Origin of the sequence: Paenibacillus sp. FSL H8-0280, from assembly GCF_045040665.1 — a bacterium.
Taxonomy (GTDB): Bacteria; Bacillota; Bacilli; order Paenibacillales; family Paenibacillaceae; genus Paenibacillus; species Paenibacillus xylanexedens_A.
Genome location: NZ_CP150296.1, coordinates 3715578 through 3735915, shown reverse-complemented (window position 1 = coordinate 3735915; position 20338 = coordinate 3715578). Strand labels below are relative to the sequence as shown.

At 42.8% G+C, this 20338-nt stretch carries 15 protein-coding genes and 1 pseudogene; 4 read left to right on the top strand and 12 right to left on the bottom strand.

The window, feature by feature from the left end:
• Window positions 1–19: 19 nt before the first annotated feature.
• The 5 genes from MHI12_RS16480 to MHI12_RS16460 form a co-directional block, all read right to left on the bottom strand.
• The gene (locus tag MHI12_RS16480) at window positions 20–1261 is read right to left on the bottom strand and encodes an FAD-dependent oxidoreductase (RefSeq protein WP_405169760.1); all 1242 of its coding nucleotides are present in this window, start codon (window positions 1259–1261) and stop codon (window positions 20–22) included.
• A 54-nt stretch (window positions 1262–1315) separates the two neighbouring features.
• On the bottom strand, window positions 1316–4597 hold the full coding sequence (gene fabD, locus MHI12_RS16475) for an ACP S-malonyltransferase (protein ID WP_405169759.1): 3282 nt from the start codon (window positions 4595–4597) through the stop codon (window positions 1316–1318).
• Window positions 4598–5208: 611 nt separating this feature from the next.
• Window positions 5209–7140, bottom strand: a complete 1932-nt coding sequence (locus tag MHI12_RS16470; RefSeq protein WP_405169758.1) for a fructose-1,6-bisphosphatase — start codon at window positions 7138–7140, stop codon at window positions 5209–5211.
• A 255-nt stretch (window positions 7141–7395) separates the two neighbouring features.
• The gene (locus MHI12_RS16465; RefSeq protein ID WP_405169757.1) at window positions 7396–8112 is read right to left on the bottom strand and encodes a class I SAM-dependent methyltransferase; all 717 of its coding nucleotides are present in this window, start codon (window positions 8110–8112) and stop codon (window positions 7396–7398) included.
• Between the two features lie 66 nt (window positions 8113–8178).
• Complete coding sequence (locus tag MHI12_RS16460; RefSeq protein ID WP_405169756.1) at window positions 8179–9087, bottom strand: LysR family transcriptional regulator; 909 nt, start codon at window positions 9085–9087, stop codon at window positions 8179–8181.
• Between the two features lie 145 nt (window positions 9088–9232).
• Here MHI12_RS16460 and MHI12_RS16455 point away from each other — a divergent pair, with 145 nt between their 5' ends.
• On the top strand, window positions 9233–10252 hold the full coding sequence (locus MHI12_RS16455; protein WP_405169755.1) for an alpha/beta fold hydrolase: 1020 nt from the start codon (window positions 9233–9235) through the stop codon (window positions 10250–10252).
• Window positions 10253–10273: 21 nt separating this feature from the next.
• Here MHI12_RS16455 and MHI12_RS16450 read toward each other — a convergent pair whose 3' ends face one another.
• From MHI12_RS16450 to MHI12_RS16430, 5 genes are all read right to left on the bottom strand, one after another.
• Entirely contained in the window at window positions 10274–10471 is a 198-nt protein-coding gene (locus tag MHI12_RS16450; RefSeq protein ID WP_405169754.1) for a hypothetical protein, read from the bottom strand.
• 97 nt (window positions 10472–10568) lie between these two features.
• Window positions 10569–11609, bottom strand: coding sequence for an NADH:flavin oxidoreductase (locus MHI12_RS16445; protein WP_405169753.1), 1041 nt, complete (start codon window positions 11607–11609; stop codon window positions 10569–10571).
• Between the two features lie 205 nt (window positions 11610–11814).
• The gene (locus tag MHI12_RS16440) at window positions 11815–12390 is read right to left on the bottom strand and encodes a TetR/AcrR family transcriptional regulator (protein ID WP_341007681.1); all 576 of its coding nucleotides are present in this window, start codon (window positions 12388–12390) and stop codon (window positions 11815–11817) included.
• Window positions 12391–12598: 208 nt separating this feature from the next.
• On the bottom strand, window positions 12599–13162 hold the full coding sequence (locus MHI12_RS16435) for a GNAT family N-acetyltransferase (RefSeq protein ID WP_341007680.1): 564 nt from the start codon (window positions 13160–13162) through the stop codon (window positions 12599–12601).
• Window positions 13163–13330: 168 nt separating this feature from the next.
• Window positions 13331–13996, bottom strand: a complete 666-nt coding sequence (locus MHI12_RS16430; protein WP_341007679.1) for a GntR family transcriptional regulator — start codon at window positions 13994–13996, stop codon at window positions 13331–13333.
• A gap of 179 nt (window positions 13997–14175) precedes the next feature.
• Here MHI12_RS16430 and MHI12_RS16425 point away from each other — a divergent pair, with 179 nt between their 5' ends.
• Window positions 14176–14709 (top strand): YbhB/YbcL family Raf kinase inhibitor-like protein, encoded by a 534-nt coding sequence (locus MHI12_RS16425; protein ID WP_076288791.1) that lies wholly within the window; start codon window positions 14176–14178, stop codon window positions 14707–14709.
• Window positions 14710–15101: 392 nt separating this feature from the next.
• Window positions 15102–16503, top strand: a pseudogene (locus MHI12_RS16420) (MFS transporter).
• Between the two features lie 507 nt (window positions 16504–17010).
• Here the strand turns inward: MHI12_RS16420 and MHI12_RS16415 are convergent.
• Window positions 17011–17745, bottom strand: coding sequence for a phosphotransferase enzyme family protein (locus MHI12_RS16415; protein ID WP_405169752.1), 735 nt, complete (start codon window positions 17743–17745; stop codon window positions 17011–17013).
• 337 nt (window positions 17746–18082) lie between these two features.
• Window positions 18083–18709 (bottom strand): phosphotransferase, encoded by a 627-nt coding sequence (locus MHI12_RS16410; protein ID WP_405169751.1) that lies wholly within the window; start codon window positions 18707–18709, stop codon window positions 18083–18085.
• Between the two features lie 194 nt (window positions 18710–18903).
• On the opposite strand from MHI12_RS16410, the gene MHI12_RS16405 reads away from it, so the two are divergent.
• A complete protein-coding gene (locus MHI12_RS16405) occupies window positions 18904–19989 on the top strand; it encodes a DUF1648 domain-containing protein (RefSeq protein ID WP_405169750.1) in 1086 nt (361 codons plus the stop codon).
• Window positions 19990–20338: the final 349 nt, after the last annotated feature.

Genomic DNA, 20338 nt, shown 5'->3' with positions numbered 1-20338 from the left:
ATACTGACCTTTCATCTCATCAGGGCTTCATAATTCCCGCAAAGCGCAGCATGTGTGAGAATGACGGTGGTTTGTCACTGTATCCCGACGTAGTCAGCATTTGTTCCTTCAGCAGATTGGGACACTTGCCGATTCGACGAAAAGCAGCATTGCGAAGCGTCACAAAGGCGCGGTTTTTCACAAACCAGCAGTAGGTATGAGCTGTGCTGTTGCGCTGGATGAGACGCACATATTTTCTTCTTTTTTTCTCATACAGGCGAAGCTGACTTTCCGAGCAGTCATCGGTAATGAGCGCTTCTTCCAACGTATTCGACAGTTCGACAGCACCCTGAATCGCCAGATTCATTCCCTGTCCCAGTGCCGGACTTAGTGCATGGCATGCATCTCCTAGCAGAACGGCACCGTTAATCGCCCATTTTTCGGTATGCAGATAATAGGCCGGAATGGATTGAACCTGTTTGAAATCCACGATCTGCGATATTTCTTGCTGCAAGTGAGGACACAGGGACAGCAGCATGCCGCGCAACGATTCGATACCGTCCTCACGGATGCGCTGCCATATATCCTTTCGCAAAGCTAGGTAGATCCTCAGCCTTTGGCCGGGCAAAGGAAAGACTCCGCAGCTTACACCTTCGCCAAAGAAAAAGCTGGCCTCTTCCCTGGTATGTGTGACATCGTGAAAAGTAAAAGCGAACATTTTTGCCATCTTTTCCTCATAAGGATAAAGGTGATACTTAAGCCCCAGCTGATCACGAATTTTGGACTTGATGCCATCCGACCCGACAAGGATTTTGCTGCTGATACGTACCTTTTCACCCGCCAAATCTGCTTCGATTCCGCTCACATAATGATTGGTGAACAACAGTTTGCCTGCGTTCATGCCGGGGTAGAAGCGTACATTGGGCATTTCCTCAATGGCATTAAACAGGCTTTGATGAATGTGGTGATGGTCCCCGTTCAATGCATAACGCACAGGCATGTCCATTTCTTCATAGCTGCCCGTAAAACAGTTGACACCCCCAAGCGTGCCGTAGTTTACCCGTGCTACATGAGCGCAGTGTTTGGTTACTTCAGGAAGAACGCCAAGCTTGTCCAGCAGATCGATCGTTATGGGCTGAAGAAAATCACCTTTGGGAATGTTGGGAAATTGTTTTGAGCGTTCAATCAACACCACCTGTCGACCTTTTCTGCCCATGGCCAGCGCCAGCGCCACGCCTGCAATGCCCGCCCCCACAATAAGCACTTCACTTTCAATATCCATTCGATTCCTCCTTATTGGCTTATCTCACTGCGCATCTAATTGTGCTGGACCGTTTTATACCAGTTGAAGCAGGCTTTCGTTAAGCAGCTGGGCTGTTTCTTCCATTAACTTCTCTCCGATCAGATGCACATGGCGCTGTGTCCAGGATTCGAGCGTTGTTCCTTGTACCCACTGATTAAAAGCACCGAGTGCCGGACCACAATATACCTGAAAGTCCACCCTGTGCTGATGATTCTCATCCCCCTGAAGCGCCAGTTTGGCGGAGTGATCCAAATACCATTTGAAAATAACGGCCATTCTTGCCTTGGGACTACGTTCGGCAAGTGCTCTCTCCTGGGTTGTAAGAACGGATTCCATCTCCGCGTAAATGCTGTCAAAGCTCCTTTTGAAATACTGCTCCTGAAGCCTTGTTTTTGTTTTCTCATCGATCTCGTCAATGCTGTCGTACTGGCGATACAGCTCATGCAGTTTGTTAGCACGCGCAGGAAAATAAACGCCTTTCTTCAACACCTGTACTTTGCCTCCCAGTTCAAACATGCCTGCTGCGGGCGCATATCCGGTATCCTGGACGTTGATTTGCTGAAGCAGTTCCTTTACGAGTTGGCTAGTATTGGCTTCGACCGTACATTGATTAATTGAGCCGGTCAGAATAAAGTCCGCCCCCATGACAAATACTGCCGCGGCTGCCTGGGGAGTACCAATACCTCCAGCTGCACCGACCCGGATTGCTTTGGCGTAACCATGTTTTTTCATCATCTGATTGCGCAGGGACAACATAGCAGGCAGCAGGGTCATGGATACTGCACCATCGGTATATCCGGCACAGTCGGCTTCTGCACAAATGTCATCCGCCATCGGCAATTGCCGCGCCCATTGGGCCTGTTCAGCGGAAATACGTCCTTCAACCAGCAATTGGTCCAGCATATGTTGCGGAGCTGGACTCATAAACAGCTCTGCTACCTCTGGACGAGAGCATTTGGCGAGAAGAAGATGAGATGAAGCCACAGTACCATCGGATCTGCGATAGATTCCTTTGACCCGATAGTGGACAAGTGCCGGAGTCATGCCCAAAAATCCTTTTGCTTCCATCTTATTCAGGCCCAATCTAAGCATTAACTTGATCATCTCATCCTCGCGCTGAGGATGGAGAGGATCATGAAGCACATTTAATCCCCAGCAATGTTGGACAGGCAATTCTTGGCGGATGGACATCACCGCCTCTTCCACTTCTTCAACGCGCAGTCCACCTGTTCCGAGAAAGCCGACCATACCCGCTTTTGCAAGTGTTGTGATCATTGCCACAGATGAAATGCCGCCAAACATGCCTCCCGCAACGTATGCCAGCCTGGCACCATAATCCTGCCTGAATTCAGCGCTGCCCATCCGTTCAGATTGGAAACGCCGCGAACTGCTGAACGGATGGGCAGCGGTTTCAGACACTCGCAATGATTCATCCTTAGGTACGTCCTTTATCACTGCGGGTGAAGCCGGAGGCGGTTCAACAGATAATTTCTCCACAAAAAGTGGCTGAGCCTGAGTCTGGATAGCCTTTACGAGTTTGCTTAGAGCCGTCCCGGGTCCAATCTGTACAATATCGTTAATCCCTTTTCCCATCAGATATCGAATGGTATCGGTCCATTGCACAGAGGACGTCAACTGCTCCAACATGTTGTGTTGCAGATGATCGAGTGTATAGGGTCTTGCCCCAACATTGGAAATAACGGATAGTGTCGGGGCAGCAAACTGAAATTGCTTGAGATATGCAGCAAATTGCTGCTTGGCTGCTTCCATATATCTGGAGTGAAATGCGCCGCTCACATTCAAGATGACGTAATTGGATGCGCCTTCCTGCTCAAACACAGACTTCGCCTGGATTAGCAAATCCTGCGGACCCGAAATAACGATCTGACTGGGACTGTTCATATTAGCGATATCCAAGTGGTCAAGGCCATGCTGCGAAAGAATCTTACCCACAACATCCGAATTCAGCCCGATCACAGCTGCCATCCCACCTCCCTCTGCCCTTCCCATTAATTCACCGCGGAACTGGACGATACGTAGTCCGGTTGCAAAATCAAACACGCCTGCAGCCAGCAACGCATTAAATTCACCCAAACTGTGTCCCGCAACATAGTCCGGCTTCCCCTGTTGCTCAAGTTCCCTGTAGTACATCAGGGCATTCACGGTGTACAGGGCCGGCTGGGTGTATTCCGTACGTTTGAGTCGGTCTCCGGGGTCTTCAAGACACAGCTCGCGTATGGAATATCCCAATATTTCATCTGCGGTGCGGACCAGGTCCGGATAAAGATTCCAAACGTCGTGCCCCATGCCCTTGAACTGCGAGCCTTGCCCTGGAAATACATAAGCCCTCATGTTCTGCTCTCCCCTCTGAATGTTCATGGACCGCTGTTGATATTGCCTGGCCACGCTCTCCAATTGTTCCTTATCCCTGTAAAAGGGAGATAACAAAACGACCGCCGCTGATGAAGCTTGTTTGTCTGCAAGCCGTTTCACAAAACCTGCAAGCGTACCGCCCGGACTGATATCGATATAGTGATGCGGTCCGGCAGATTCAAGCTTTTGTATTGCTTCGCGAAAGAGAATTGGTTTTCGGGCAACATGCCAGAAGTGATTTTGTGCAATTCGGGCAGCCTCCCCTCCAGTCATACAGGAGATTAACGGTATATGAGGCGCGGCAAATGTAAATGCCTGCAAATCCTTCGTGTATGCAGCCTCTGCGCTATCAATCCATTGAGAATGATAGGCAAAAGAAACCGGAAGCATCTGACTTAACACAGCATGTGATGTGAGCCACTCCTGTGCTTTTGTCAGTGCATGCACCGGTCCGGAAATAACAAAATGTCCGTCATAATTGACGGACACCAAGGTACAATATTCAATTTCCGGAAGTTCCGGATATAGAGATGCATGTCCCAATATCGCTAACATCGCGCCAGAAGGGCAATGTTGCTCGAATCGTATTGCCTGCTTCATAACACAGCGCAAGCCATCTTTTGCACTGAATACGCCCGCAATGGCAGCGGCGGCAAATTCCCCAAGGCTGCTGCCAAGGACGTAATCAGGTATCACGCCACGAGTCAATAACGATTGGGCAAGTGCATATTCCACCATATAGATGGCGGGATGCGACAGAATAGTACGTTCGAAGCGGTCCTCATCGGTTGACGATTCGCCGTACATATACTGCACGATTGATTCGCCCCCGCATTCCAAAACCGTTTGATCCAGAGCAAGCATTGTTTCCCTGAACAATGCATCCTGCTCAAACAGCTCCTTCCCCATCTGCGGATACTGCGATCCTTGTCCAGAAAACATAAAAACAACGGAATCGCTCAGTCTGAGCACCTCCTTACAAGCACATCAATAGACATATCAAATAAACTCCGCTATCCCCGTTGATCAGGGACAGAAGGATGTAATTTAACACAAAACTATCATTATATGTGCATTTTCCTATCTTCAACGTGCCGAAACAACGATTGAATTAGTTGAAAAGCTTGTTGAATATACTATAATCAATTTTGTAATTTTTGTAAATGATGGATTTTGTAAATATAGTCATTGCATATCGTAAAATGATGAATAACATCGTATTTTAAATATAAAAATAGAAAAATGGTATGGATTTGTATTATTTATTTTCCATAAATCAGAATCTCGGAATGATTCAATAAATAGATAACGATCAAATAAATAACAATCGATGTTACTTTTATGCTTTGTCTTTCTGAAGAAAAGATATATTCAAGCTTCCGACGTTTTATGAAGACTAGACCAGATTTTGTATCCAGCAGAAGGATTGGTCTTCACTGTAACAAAAGAAAAGCTCGCACAGGCAGGGGATTATTACTTCCCTGCCCAATACGAGCGTCTACGTCAAATTGCACTCAAACGGTTGATCCGGATGTGTACTTGTAGCAATCGTTTCATTTCATGTAGCGATATTCTAGAAGATCCTTCAGATTTGAGATTTTCTGCAGTAGCTTTTCCCCGACATTGGTTTCCCTCACCAGTTTCCGTGCCAGTTCTTTGTCCACCAATCTTTTTAGAGATAATACGTCCGTTCCGTTACATAACACATCTTCTTTTGAGTTAAATTTCTGATGGGCGACGAGCTGCATGCCAAAGGAATTGTACAACAAGGTATATCCGGCAATGCCCGTTGTGGATTGATAGGCTTTGGAGAAACCGCCATCAATCACGATCATTTTTCCGTTTGCTTTAACAGGGCTCTCTCCACGACTTTCTTTGACTGGCGTGTGACCGTTAATGACATGTCCATGATCGGGATTCAAATCAAACTCCTGTAAGATTTTTCGACAGGTCTCTTCATTTTCACGTAAATGGTAGTAAGGGTTCTTTCTCTCCTTATGTGCTTCTTTATCTTGGATAAAATACCGTTCAAAAGTGGTCATTTCTCTCTTTCCAAAGAGCGAGGAGCATTCCCCTGTCCAGATGTACCATACCATATCCGTCGCCAGATCTTCTGTCTCTTCCGGATGCGCAAAGGCGTAACGTAAGTTTTCTTCAAAAACATCGAGCAATTGACGGCCCGCATATGTCTTGTCTTCAATCTGCATTTCTTCCATATTTCCTTCTTCATCCAAAGGAATACAGCCGTGGATTAACAAATTCCCGTTGTATTTTAAATAAAGGCTACCCTTTTTCATGAGAAAATTCATATGTCTGGCCATCTTTTCGGAATGCTGAACGGAGAACAGCAGCTTTTCCATCACCTGGCGTTCTTCCTCCAGCAATTGTTCAGGCTTCTGCGGATTCACGGTTGCGAAACAAGTGTTTTCCAACAGGTACGTTTTACCGCAGATGTTGATTTCATTGTTGTCGTAATCAATCTGCTCCAGCAAAAGTCTTTCAGACATATTAAAATATGGGCGTCTCTTGATAATCGGGATTTCAAGTTTAAACTGAATCATGGCAATGGCTTGGTGAATTTTGGTGATCTGCAGAATTTCCTGCTCTGATACATTATGGCCAGCCTGTAGCTTAGGTCTGAAGGACGGATTGTCTTCATAATATTTCTCCGCCAGGTTTAGCAGTGGGCGCAGATTGATTCCGTATACATCTTCAATGATGTCCAGATTGTCGTATCTGGCGCAGATCCGAATAATATTCGCAAGGCAGGCCAGAGAACCCGCGTAGGCTCCGATCCAGAGGACATCATGGTTACCCCACTGAATGTCTACAGAATGGTAGTTGATTAGTGTATCCATAATTTTATCGGGGTACGGCCCCCGGTCATAGATATCTCCAACCACATGAAGATGGTCAACCACCAGGCGCTGTGTCGTATAAGCAAGGCCGATAATGAGATTGTCCGCCTGGCCCAAGGATATAATTTGCCGATATATTTCCTCGTAATAAGGATCCTTATTGTTGGTCGAATCCGTCTTGTATAAAAGCTCTTCTACAATATATACATATTGCTCCGGCAGCGCTTTACGCAATTTTGAGCGTGTATACTTGGAAGAGGCATAAGAAATAAGTTTAAGCATGTGTTCAATTGTTAGTCTATACCACTGGTTCAAAGCCTGTTTATTGCTCAGTTCCCCTATAACCAGCTGTATTTTTTCCTCCGGGTAATAAACCAACGCCGCAAAATCATTGATCTCTTGATCCGTCCAAACCTCTCGGAATAATTCTTTGATTTTTTCTTTGACGGTACCCGAACCGTTTCGTAGTACATGCTGAAAAGCCTGGAACTCCCCATGCAAATCACTGACAAAATGCTCGGTTCCCTTCGGGAGATTGGAGATCGCTTCAAGGTTGATGATCTCTGTTATGATTTTTTCTTCCGTATCATATTTTACGGCCAATAAATCTAGAAACTGCTCATCCAAAACAGATGTCCCCCTTCAAGGTAGTATGGTGTTGTATAGCCGGGTCCAAAAGCTTTAGACCTATATCAAATTACACTCTATACTTGGCATTGATTATATGATAATTATCAGCAACGCCTTCCCCCATCATACTCCAGTTGGTCATATATGAACAAATTTCATTGAATGGATTTGAATGAACAATGTTTGTAGTTATTTTAGTAATAAGAAGTGTGTTCAATCTGCTCTGGTCCCTTGAGATTTTTTTACTAACTGCTATTTTACACAATGAAAAATAAACGATCTATTCTCAGAATTTGCTTCTTTGAATTCCCAATCACCATATGTTTTAATTTTTGAAAAACCTATTTGTTTCAGCGACTCATCGAATTCTTCTTGATTTCGAAACCTCAGCTGCATTTTTTCATGAACTAACACTTCATCTGTTTTGGTATTTTTTACAATTTCATAGAAAGTGTAAATATCTCCCTCAAACCCTTCATATTCTGTATAAATTTCTAAAGGATCTCCTCTCAGTCTATCTTTAGCTAAGTCAGGAGTTTTGTCCTTCTCCCATTCTTCCCATACTTTTACAAAAGGGTTTCTTGTATCAAAAATAAAGTGACCCCCAATTTTTAGGGATCGGAATACGTCTGAGATTACTCGCTTCCAACTATCATCTGTAAGAAATACCTGTGCAACATTGGCTGTCATAATTACCGCATCATAGGTATTGGTTTGTAAATCCGCACTATCACCTATAATCCAATTCACATTTCCAGAATTATCTTTACTTCGCGCCATTTCAATCGCTTCTTCATTGGGATCTATAGCGGTAATTTTATAACCGCACGGAACAAGATGAGTAGTCCATCTTCCTGTTCCACAGCCCAGGTCAGCTATAGATTCTACTTGTAATCTCTTTAACAATGCAAGGAAAAATTCATCGTCTTTTCCCCAATGGTTAATCTGGTCATATACTAATGGAATCATAAATAATGTCTCCCCACTTTCAACAGCGTTTTACTGTGCTCAACAGTTTGATGTCTCGTACATAAGCTATACGGTTTTATTCTCACTCTGTGAATCAAACACTACCCTGGTTGCTTCTATAAAAGATAACATCATTGGTGAAAGCCATTTGTCTTTATGCCACAACATCTGTGTATATACCTGCAAGTCCGGAATTTGCCACGGGAGGACAACAAGTTCTCCACGTTCAACTTCAGATTCCGCGACGATCTCAGGAAGAAAGGCAATACCGATGCCTGAAATTGCACATTGTTTAATGGCTTCAGCACTTTGAAACTCTAAATATGTAATGTTATCAATGCCCTCTTTCTCAAATGATCGATCAAACATCGTTCGATATGGACAACCCTTCTCATTTGTGAGGAACACTTCTTCATGAAAATCTTCCAATTGCAGCACAGTTCGTTTGGCGAGTGGATGATCTGGGGCAGCTAACAATCGGAAATGTTCTTCCAGCAAAGGTTCCACGGAAAGTCCACTCGAGCGAATGGGTTCATCCAACATATAAACAATATCCGTGGTTCCCTCAAAGAGCGTTTGCTTGAGTTCTTGATTCGGCACTGAGCGGAAGATTAGGCGAACTCCCGGATGCTGCGAACGAAACCGTTGAAAGACAGGTGGAAGCCGGTAGGAGCAAATAACCTCATTTGCACTTATCGTTAAGGTACCACTTAGTTCTTCATTATCATGGACAGCACTACGAGCTTCGTCCATTTTATCAAGAACGCCTTGGGCGTGTGTTAAAAATCGTTTACCTGCAGTTGTGAGCGCGAGTTGCTTGCCCAACCGATCAAAGAGGCGAACACCTAGCTCATCTTCCAATGCTTTAATTTGCATCGTGACGTTGGAAGGAACGTAGCTCAGCACTTCTGCTGCCCGCGTGAAATTCAATGTTTTTGCAACCGTACAAAACGTATTCAGTTGACGCAATTCCATCCGATAATCCCCCCTTCATCTTTCAATTTTATTGAACACTATTATGAATTCTGTTCACTTTTATTGAGAATATCACAGCTCTATACTGAGTACAAGAGATCACAGTGAACCTGTGGTTTTTCATTTTGAAGGGAGCAATTATACGATGGATTATGAAATTTTTAACTTGGGTGATGTCATCTTACAATCAGGAGTGACGTTACCAAATGCTTATCTCGCTTATAAAACTTACGGAAAATTAAATGAACAGAAAGATAATGTTATTGTCTATCCAACGGCTTTTGGTGATCAGCATGTTCAAAATGAATGGCTCATTGGCAGTGGGATGGCACTCGATCCAGAGAAATATTTTATTATCGTTCCCAATTTGCTGGGCAATGGCCTCTCTTCCTCTCCCAGTAACACGCCTCCTCCATTTGATCGGGCTAACTTTCCACAGGTAACCATCTATGACAACGTTCGATTCCAGCACCAACTGCTGACCGAAAAATTCGGTATTGAAAAGATTGCTCTTGTCGTCGGGTGGTCGATGGGTGGCATTCAGGCATTTCAATGGGGAGCAAGTTACCCGGAGATGGTTGAACGAATCGCACCTTTTGGAGGCATCGCCAAACCTTGGCCTCACACATTTGTGGTCCTGGAAGGCGTGAAAGCTTCACTGCTATCTGCAGTCGGCTTCGACTCAAGTAAATTAAACCAACTAAGTTCGATAGACATGCGTGCCGTTGGTCGGGTCTATGCGGGATGGGGACTATCACATGCGTTTTATAGAGAAGAGCTTTACCGTGAGATGGGATTTGACACATTGGAGGATTTTGTAGCTGGTGTTTGGGAAAATAGCTTTATGAATATGGATCCGCATAATGTTCTGGCCATGTTATGGACAGGACAACATGCAGATATCAGTGCAAATCCCTCCTATAACGAAGACTTTGATAAAGCACTTCAGAGCATAAAAGCTTATGCCTGTATCATGCCGGGAAGCACGGATCTCTTCTGCACTGCGGCCGATAATGAATACGAAGCTAAGCGTATACCTAATGCTGTCTTGAAACCAATCCAATCGATCTGGGGCCATTTTGCCGGTCGTGGAATCAACAGTGCGGATAATCAATTTATTGATGACAATCTAAAACACTTGTTGTCACTTAGCATTAATGAATAGATCGTCACTTGCGTTGGGAACTCAGTGAAGAGAAGCATTGATCTTTCGGAGGGAGAGCTCCCCCCAAGCAGTGGTGTTGTTGAGTGATGATGTAGAAATTAAGGAACCGGCAATAATGAAGTTGAGGATCTTATTCCGATGTTTCTTTGCATCCTCTGCCAGTCTCATTTCTATGTCTTTCATCTTTAATTCCACCGGATAACTCACTCTGGTTGCCATTACAAACACACCTCCAAGATGATCTCCCTATCTTACGACAAGGTTTCATTTGAAGGTGTGTTTGATTAATACATATTCCTAATGATTATAACTACAATTAAGTAAGTACAGTCATCGCCTCTCTTGTGAATGGAACCAGATCATCAGTACGTCCTTCTTGAATTTTCTTAACCCATTCAGGGTCGACTAGAAGAGCACGGCCTACAGCAACCAGATCAAACTCATCATTCTGAAGTCGTTGTACCAATCCCTCGATACCGACGTTACTTGCGCCTTTACCTTCTGTGAACAGACTTGTAAAGTCACCATCAAGACCAATCGATCCAACAGTGATTGTCGGTTTACCAGTCAGTTTTTTGGTCCATCCAGCAAAATTCAGATCAGACCCTTCGAATTCCGGCTCCCAGAAACGGCGTGTGGAACAGTGGAAGATATCGACTCCAGCTTGAACCAACGGTGCGAGAAGCTGCTCCAGTAATTCCGGTGTTTCAGCCAATTTAGCCTGATAATCATCTGTCTTCCACTGAGATAAACGCAGTACAATAGGGAATTCCGATCCCACTACTTCACGGCAAGCCTCAATCACTTCAACTGCAAAACGTGTGCGAGCCATCATATCTCCACCGTAACGATCCGTACGAGAGTTGGTTTTCTCATACAGGAATTGGTCGATCAGATAGCCGTGTGCTCCATGGATTTCAACACCATCGAACCCAACGCGTTTCGCTTCTGAGGCTGCTTGTGCGAATTCCTGAACGATTGTAGCAATCTCAGCTTCCGAATAATCATTAACATGACCTTTGGCTCCCATATGCCAGATCTGTGGAATAATTCGACCGCCAGCTTCATGTACTTCAGATACAACATGTGCCCAACCATTCATTGCAGCTTCGCCATAAAAGTGCGGCACATTGGCTTGATTGGATGCATCCGGATGATTAATTATTGTCCCTTCTGTCACAATAAGTCCCACTGCGTTCTCTGCTCTACGGCGGTAATAGCCCGCAACATTCGAACCCGGGATACCGTCCGGAGAAAATTGACGCGTCATCGGCGCCATCACGATCCGATTGGATAACTTCAAGTGACCTAACTCTATAGGTTGGAACAATGCTTCTACGGATTGAGAATAATTCATAATAACCTCCACATATTTCGTTTTATATAAATTGACCTAGGAGATGTTAAACAGCAACCAGCCTGGTTAACAGCTAGACGTTATTTCCAAATGAATCAATACACGATTTTTATCGAAAAGCCCCACCTCCTTCAAGGTTTCGTGGTGCATTAATCCGCCTTCAATTATTTTTGACTTCGTAGTCAAGAATTTTACAAAAAAAAGATCAAGACATGATCATGCCAAATGAAGTACGCAGAACCGTCTCGATCTGTTCACGGGATGAACCTGATTTCTCCATAACTCTCACACCAAGAATGGTGTTATTTAGATAAGATGCAAGCTCTATACTCGTATACCGGTTGGAAATTAACTGTTGTTTCTGGCCACTACTTATGATCTTCTCTAATACCAGTTGAATCTCTTCTGCCATGAGCTCAGCTTCGCGTGTGACCTGCTCGTCATCTGTTCCGAATTCGAGTGATGCATTCACAATTAGACACCCTTGACAGCTAGTTTCATCGTCTAAAAGGGAATATCGTAAGGCATCCAGTTTATCAACGGGAGACGAATCCAGGGTTTCAATCTCTTTCAGTTTCGCTATAACCTGTTCACGGTAAAGTGCCAGCGCCTTCAGGAACAACGATCGCTTGTCTTTAAAAACACAGTACAAACTTTGCTTTTTGACTCCTGTAGTACGCGTAAGGTCCTCATAAGAAGTTGCTTTGAAGCCTTGATTCCAGAACACTTCCATAGACTGGTGTAATACACGATCGACATCAAATTCTCTTGGTCTACTCATGGGATTAATGTATCAGTTATTGACCATGCAGTCAAGAACTGATCATTTTACATCCTATTTGAAAGAGGATGGTCACAATGGATAAACATAAATTTTTGTATAGATGAACAAAAGCACCGATTCTCCCCAAAGTGTGAAGGCAGGTGCCTCGATAAATATTCTAATCGATATTGATACCACGTTCCTAACCTTTTCACTTGAATGCGGTCTAACTCTTCCGGTAAGCAACCTTGTGAAAAGCATTGATATAACGAAACAGTGCTTCACCATCATCAGGCACATGCGTACTTGTATCCAGTGGCAGCATCATTGCCTGATACGGCTCTGGCACCATTCTATATTGATGGACATAGGAGGTTAGGATGAACCCGTTGCGTTGCCAGAACTGAATGCGTTCCTGATGAGTCTCCGTTGTCCCGAACTCCGCCTCGATAATCATACCTTTGATCCGGTGTTCTCTTAACGCCCAGGCTCTGAGCTGTTCTAACATCCAGGTCCCTATGCCCCACCCACGCATCTTCTGTTCAACCGCGAGGTAATCGATGATCAGGATGCGCTCCGCAACCTTCCCCTCCAGTCCAGTAACAGCCATCGCAACCACTTCTCCATGATGCACGCCCGTGTGTAAATAACCAATCTTCCGGTCCAGCATACTGCGTAGAATCGCTTTTGTCTTAGCGCCGCTTTGAAAAGCCTCATGATAGATTCGCTCCATCCGCGCCCACAATGCTTCATCCCACTCCTCTATAGTCGTAAACTCTAATTCCAGCATCTCATTCGCCTCCAGCTTTAGCCGATTGTTTTCAATAGCCTCAGCTCCATACAAAATAGTTAGATTAACCAAGAAATCGCTTATGCGAACATTAAGTATCCCCGTCCCTATCCAATTCCCCAGGTAATCGATAAGTTTCGATGTAAACTTTTGAATCATATAAACAACTTATTGCTTGTCAAATAAGACCTCTGCGGTTAGTTGGATGTGTGCTCTAAAGATCTGTGTAGCATGTTCACCATCGCGGTTAAGAACGGCATCTGTTAATGCCTTATGTTCAGCGAGTCCATCGCGGACTTGCTGTTGCGGGGGGGAACAATGTCGATAAAATTCGCTCAAATCCCAAAGGTTGCTGCAGATATCTAAGAGAACTGGATTCGGACACGCAGCAATAAGCTCGTAATGAAATTGACGATGAATCTCGGACCATTCTTCGCGGACAACAAGCTTGTCATTCGCTTCCTTGTACTCTGCCGTTTGCGATAGCTTATGATGCACGGCAATTACATTGGATTCCCATGTGAGATCACCATTGGCGATGGATAGGCGTAAAGCTTCAGATTCATTGATTAACCTCGCTTGTATGATGTTATTTAGTTCTTCCTCCGACGCCGTCTTTACTGAAAATCCGTGGTTAGGATTCTGCTGTACCAGACCCTGAGTCGCCAATCGCGTCAACGCTTCGCGAACAACAGCAACTGAGACTTCGAAACCTTTAGCTAATTCCGAAACTTTTAATGGAGAACCTGGTTCATATTGTCCAGTCAAAATATCGGATTGTAGTTTCTTCCTGACATTCTCGCTTAAGGTGGACGAACCATTCCTTTTGGCCATGAAGCAGCACCTTCCTTCATACACATTATAATTCTACGTAATTGTATGTAGATAGTTTACACCGTTATCAATAAAAAACAAACACAAAATTCGATAGTGAATTATAAAAACGATTATAGTTTACAGAATCGATTCTTTAATGTATTATCGAAAATGAAAATAAAAGGAGGTAATTTACAATGAACAACAATCCATTTTCCAAATTGCCAGAAGTGGCAGTCTTTCAGTTGGAGAGTAATGACATTATGGAGGGACATCCTCTACCGACCCAGCATTATTCGGAGATGTCAACACTAGAGGGAAGTAAAGATCTCTCGCCCCATTTGAAGTGGTCGGGTGCACCCGACGGGACAAAGAGTTTTGTCGTAACTGCATATGATCCGGACGCCCCAACTGGATCGGGGTTGTGGCACTGGGCCGTTATCAACATCCCTGCCAGCGTAACTGAGCTACCTACAGGCGCAGGTGACGAGTATTCCAGCGGTTTGCCGCAAGGCTCCCTGCAACTACCGAATGATTTGAGACTCGAACGCTTTATCGGTGCAGCGCCTCCAGCGGGACACGGTCCTCATCGATATTATTTTGTCGTTCATGCGCTGGATGTCGAAAATATTAGTGTCGCCCCTAATTCCACGCCAGCTCTCCTTGGATTCACCATGCTGAGTCATACGCTGGGGAGAGCAGTTCTCATGGCAACAGGGGAAATCAAGTAAACCAAGATGTTGAAGCATAGGAAAGAATGATATGAAAAATAAAGTACTCCATGCAATGCGGAGTCAAGAACGGAGGAAGTGGTGAAGCTGAACGATCAGCCACATCATCATGTATGCCCCAATTGCCAGCAGCCAATTATAATTTTGAAGCATACCGTCATTTGCGGCTGTGGGAGCAAGATTAAAAACAAAGTGAAATTTAAAATATATCCAGAAAAACTGAAAAGTCCTCATCATTGAGGACTTTTCAGTAAATTAGCGTTGACCATCTCTGCCAGCGAAGTATTTAAAACATTACATTGTCGGTTTATAGATGAAATTTTTATCATCAAAGGAATACAGGCTCGTTATTTCATCAATACAGTTTTATCCTATAGAAATGAGGCATTCCAATGCAAACCAATCATAGCGTTCAAAAAAATAAAGGAGAGTTATTACTTGGTTTACTTGTCTTTACACTCATCATATCCGTCATGAATGCAACCATGTTTAATATTGTACTCCCTGATATCGGTAAACAATTTCAAATTTCTTCATCGCAAGCGAGTTGGATCATCACAGGCTATATGATTGTGTACGCAATTGGCTCGGTAACTTACGGTAAATTGACAGACAGATACAGCTTGAAGAATTTGTTGACGTTTGGTCTACTACTTTTTGCCATTGGCTCTGTTATCGGCTTAGTGGCTAGTGAATATTGGATGGTCATTGTGGGGCGAATTGTACAGGCAGCTGGTGCATCAGTCATTCCGGCGATTTCTATGATTGTACCCGTACGTTACTTTACATCTGATAGGCGCGGTCGTGCATTAGGTACCGTTGCAATCGGATTTTCTCGGTTTGGCCATTGGTCCGATCATTGCCGGCGTGGTAAGCAGTACATGGAACTGGCGGGTACTATTTGTAATCTCGCTTTTATCATTACTTACTTTACCGATGTATCGGAAATATTTAGATGATGAAAAGGGAGTTTCCGGAAAAATGGATTATCTTGGTGGAATACTTCTGGCAGGTACCGTAGCCATTTTGTTACTGGCTTTAACAAACGGAAGTGTTTGGCTTGCCTTAGGCGGGATTCTTATTTTCATTTTTTTCGTATTACGTATACGCTATACTCCAAACCCCTTCATAAACCCGGCCATATTTCGAAACAAACCGTTTTCATTCGGTCTAATTATTACTTTCGTCATGATCGGGATTGGCTTTGCCTTTCCATTCATTACACCTCAGCTACTTTCTTCTGTAAACCACTTGTCACCGGTTTTCATCGGAATAGTTATGCTGCCTTCGTCTTTAATGGCCGCGCTTTTGGGTCGACAAGGCGGTAAATTAGCAGATGATAAGGGAAATCGTTTCCTTGTGTTTACTGCAGCTGCACTTCTTATTATCGGTTTTCTCTCTTTGTCTTCAGTCGTTGGTATGTCGCCAGTATTTATTGCGATCTTTCTTATTTTTGGTATTCTAGGTCAATCGTTCATGCAAATTGCAATGTCAAACACGGTTTCACGTACACTCTCAAAAGAGAATATCGGCGTAGGGATGGGATTATTCTCGATGGTCACTTTTATTGCTACTGCCACATCAACAGCTGTTATCGGCAAGATACTAGATCTGGGCACATCGACCATTCGCTTAAATCCGATACCACAAAACAGTGCAACTTTTGTATATAGCAATATTTTCCTGACACTTCCCATTCTTATCGTTGTCGTAGCGGCATTATATTATGTCCAATTTAGGCGAACAGGTAAAATGGCTAAGGACGAAAAGAGGAATAGCGAACCAGTTACTTAGTAAAAGTAATATAGAAATGCTAGGTCAGATCGGGTTAGATAACATCAAAAATCAAATCTAGCCTGCTTAATCAAAAAATCTGCATACCAGTTCATTTAAAGTTAATAAGAGATATTTCTTCTTGCTGAGAATCTATAACTCAGAAAAGGAAGGGCCATCCCATAAAGGATGGCCTTTAAACTTACCGTTACAGACAGTGCGGAGAATCGTAATAAGTGTGATTCTAATTAACAGCATAGAACCTAAGTACCCGTTAACACAAAAAGTCCATATCAATATAAGGAGTGTTATTTAATAAATTTTCATAGTAGAAGCGTCGGGCTTGCTCATACCATTCAGTCCAATCAGGAGCGTTAAAATCTCTGCTTCTATAGAGCGCAGCTAAAACTCTAACTTGCCTTAAATTTATAAATAGTGGAACTTTGTTTAACTGGCTTTGGCTTACAGTGTATTCCTTGCAATAGCCATTTAAGAAGTTGCAATAGTAGCGTTTTGCAATCTCCTTCCTCACATCTCCTTCCTCACATCTCCTGACACAACCCAAGGGATTGGGATTTCATAAAATAATGGTGTGGCAATATCAGAAACAAACCAGCTATATTCCACCTCATCATAGTCAATAATAAAGGCTTTGTCCCCATCATTAAGATAATTGCCAGGGCTGATATCCCCATGAATAAGACCGTATGTATTTTTTTCCTTGGGCAGGGCACTAACTTCAGTAATTAAACGATCAAAGTTATCGTGTAATTCTAACGGACAATACTTCTTAAATGTGGCTAATAGGGCATTATCATTCCATTCATAGCGTGAATGTTGGGACGAATAATGAAGTGAAAACTTATGTATTTTCCCGACCATTTGACCAATATTTTCATAAAATGTATTGCTCTCCTCGGCTATTACTGCATTTCTGCCTGGTGCTTTCTCAAAAGCTGTCACAACAAAGGACTCATCAATGATATGAATAAAATCCCCTGATAAAGATTGAATAGGCCTTGCTACTTTCATTCCGCGATCAGCCAGGAACATGATAAAATCTAGTTCCGCTCTTGTTAATAATTCATTCCGATGAGTGACATGGGTGATTCTTAAAATAACTTCTCGATCTCCAACTACCCCGGAATAAACGAAGTTTTGAAACCCATTTAATTCGAAAACAGAGTCTTCACGTATACCAAAACATTGCGCGGACTGTCTCAATATATCTTGTGTATATAGTAGTTTAATCTTTTTATCCATATAACATCTCCCCCTTTACTTTTATGGTAACAACAGGTGCTGATTGAAAATATACTGAATTTGATTCAGAATCAAATTCTACACAAAAAGCCACATCAGATTACACTAACCTGCCCCTTAGTTTAACAAAAAATTTTCTCCTTTAAGATATTTCCTAAAATAGTTTTCAATAACTGATGGAAAATTTGCCGCTAAGGATTGTTGTTCATTTGGATTTAGAGAATGGAATGCGAAAGTCCTAATGATTGACCAAATAAAAAATGCTTCTAATAACTCGACATAATTCTCTTCCAGTTGATTTACTTTGCTATACGATGAAATAAATACTTTCCTATTATCAGATGAAAGATTGCAAAAATGTTTCAGCCATATCAAATAAATAAAAGCCATAGCCACAATTAGAAAAATCTATAGGTCGAGGAGTATCCTCATAAAAAACATAGTTACTCTCATGAAGGTCAGAATGAATAACTCCCCAGTTACTTGGCAAACGTTTATGATTTTGTATCACATTTGCTATTTTATGTGCTGACTCTTCCACATGAACAAACACTTCGCTTGAGATAAGCTCTAAATTTTCAGTTTCATTACTTGTTGGCTCTCTTTGAAGTACGCTTCCATGAATCCAATGATGAATAGTCACCATGATTGTATTTTCGCTAAGATCAGTTGAGATTTCTGTTACCAGATCACCTTGAAGATTTCTAACAGGTACAGGTACGACGAGATTTGTATCTTTAACCAAAGCTTCAAGCCAAATAAGCTCTGATGTGATATTCCCTTTTGATTGAATGGAAATCGTTGAGATATGGATTTTGATAAGAAACTTTTGATGATCATCGTTGGTCTGAACTTGAAATGTAACATTATCACTCTTTCCGAGATACACAAGTTTTTCCCAATAGATTGGGTATTGATGTAAAGCTTCTTTCGCCACCTTCGCATAATCTTCTTCAGAAAGCATAGTATCCACTCCAGTTAATGTGATATATCCTTCACAATTTTACCAAGTGAACTTTACTGCGTTGTCAGATGAGTATCGCTGCGTAGCAAAAAGATCTGGATAAATGTTAATTTCACCCATATATCCACTAAAATCGCTTATAATTAACTTATATTCAAGTCGATTACCTACCCTAAGTTAAAAGGAGGAATGATATGACGATAATGCCTGTTATAGTAATGATCTTTGTATTTGTACCTACTATTGTACTCATGGTAAGCATGCCTTATTTAACAAGAGAGACGATTAGTTTTGGGGTCACCGTCAGCGCTGTACAATTTCACAGCGAACCTCTGCGCCAGATGCGGAAGTCATATGCTAAGAATAGTGCTACCTTGCATACCATCCTATTCATTGTTTGTATCATCTGCCTAATATACGGTGATGAACATTCCAAGCAACAAAGTTGGATCATTGTCACTTATTCACTCGCCATGGTCGTAATCTCCCTAGTCATAAACATTAGCTATCATTTCAAAATGAAAAGTTTACTACCTATGCTGCCTATTGCTCTTGAACCATCGATCATGGCAGTGGACACTGGTTTTCGGAAAAGAAACATTAGCTTGTCTAGTAATTGGTTCCTCATCCATGTTTTCATTATTGTTGTTGGTATTGTAACTGTGCTACTCAACTACGACCTAATTCCTGATCAGATTCCGATCCATTACAACAGCAGTTGGAACGTAGACGGCTATGCAGCTAAATCTTATAGTTCTGTGTTTATGCCTACGATAATGCAAGTGTTCTTAATACTTGTGTTCATATTTGAGAATTGGAGTATTCGCAGAGTGAAGCAGCAGGTTCAACCCCCTGATCCGAACCGTTCCATCAGACAAGACGTAACTTTCCGCCGTACTTGGTCAGGTTTTATGATTACAGCAAGCTTTTTAATAGTTATCCTGTTGTCCGTCGTGCAACTAAATATGATATCTCTGCTTAACATCAATTTCGCTATTCCCATTGTCCTAATCATAATAGCCTTTATCATCCTATACGCCTTAGCCTTATCGTTCTGGGCTGGTCAGGGCGGAAGCCGATTGGAGCAATCGGCAGATTGCTCCAATTTCAGACCTGTCCATGATGATGATAAATGGCTATTAGGTATGATTTATTTCAATCGCAAGGATCCAAACCTAATCGTTGAGAAAAGATTCGGAGTCGGCTGGGGATTAAATTTTGGTCACCCAGTATGCTGGCTGATTTTACTCGGAATTATCGTACTGTTAGTTGTGGTGTAACAAGGCTTGGAGGTTAGTACTCGCTGGAGTATTCAAGCTAGGGCAGACCTGTGACGTGATTCGACTTTGATGTTATGACGGCAGTTGGACCTACTTTCATTGGGTTATTATACGACTACTCAGGCAGCTTCCTTCCAACGATGTATCTACTGATTGCTATTGGGTTAATGAGTTATGAGTTATGAGTTATAAAACAAAGAAAGCAGCTGATCACATGGGTCAGTTGCTTTCTTGTTGTTCTAGAGGTGATGTTTCCCATTAGGTTGAACGAGAAGAAAGTAGTTTTGTTATAGGCCAATTTTGAATACAGCTATTCGTATATCGTTAACCCCAAGTATCAAACGAAGAT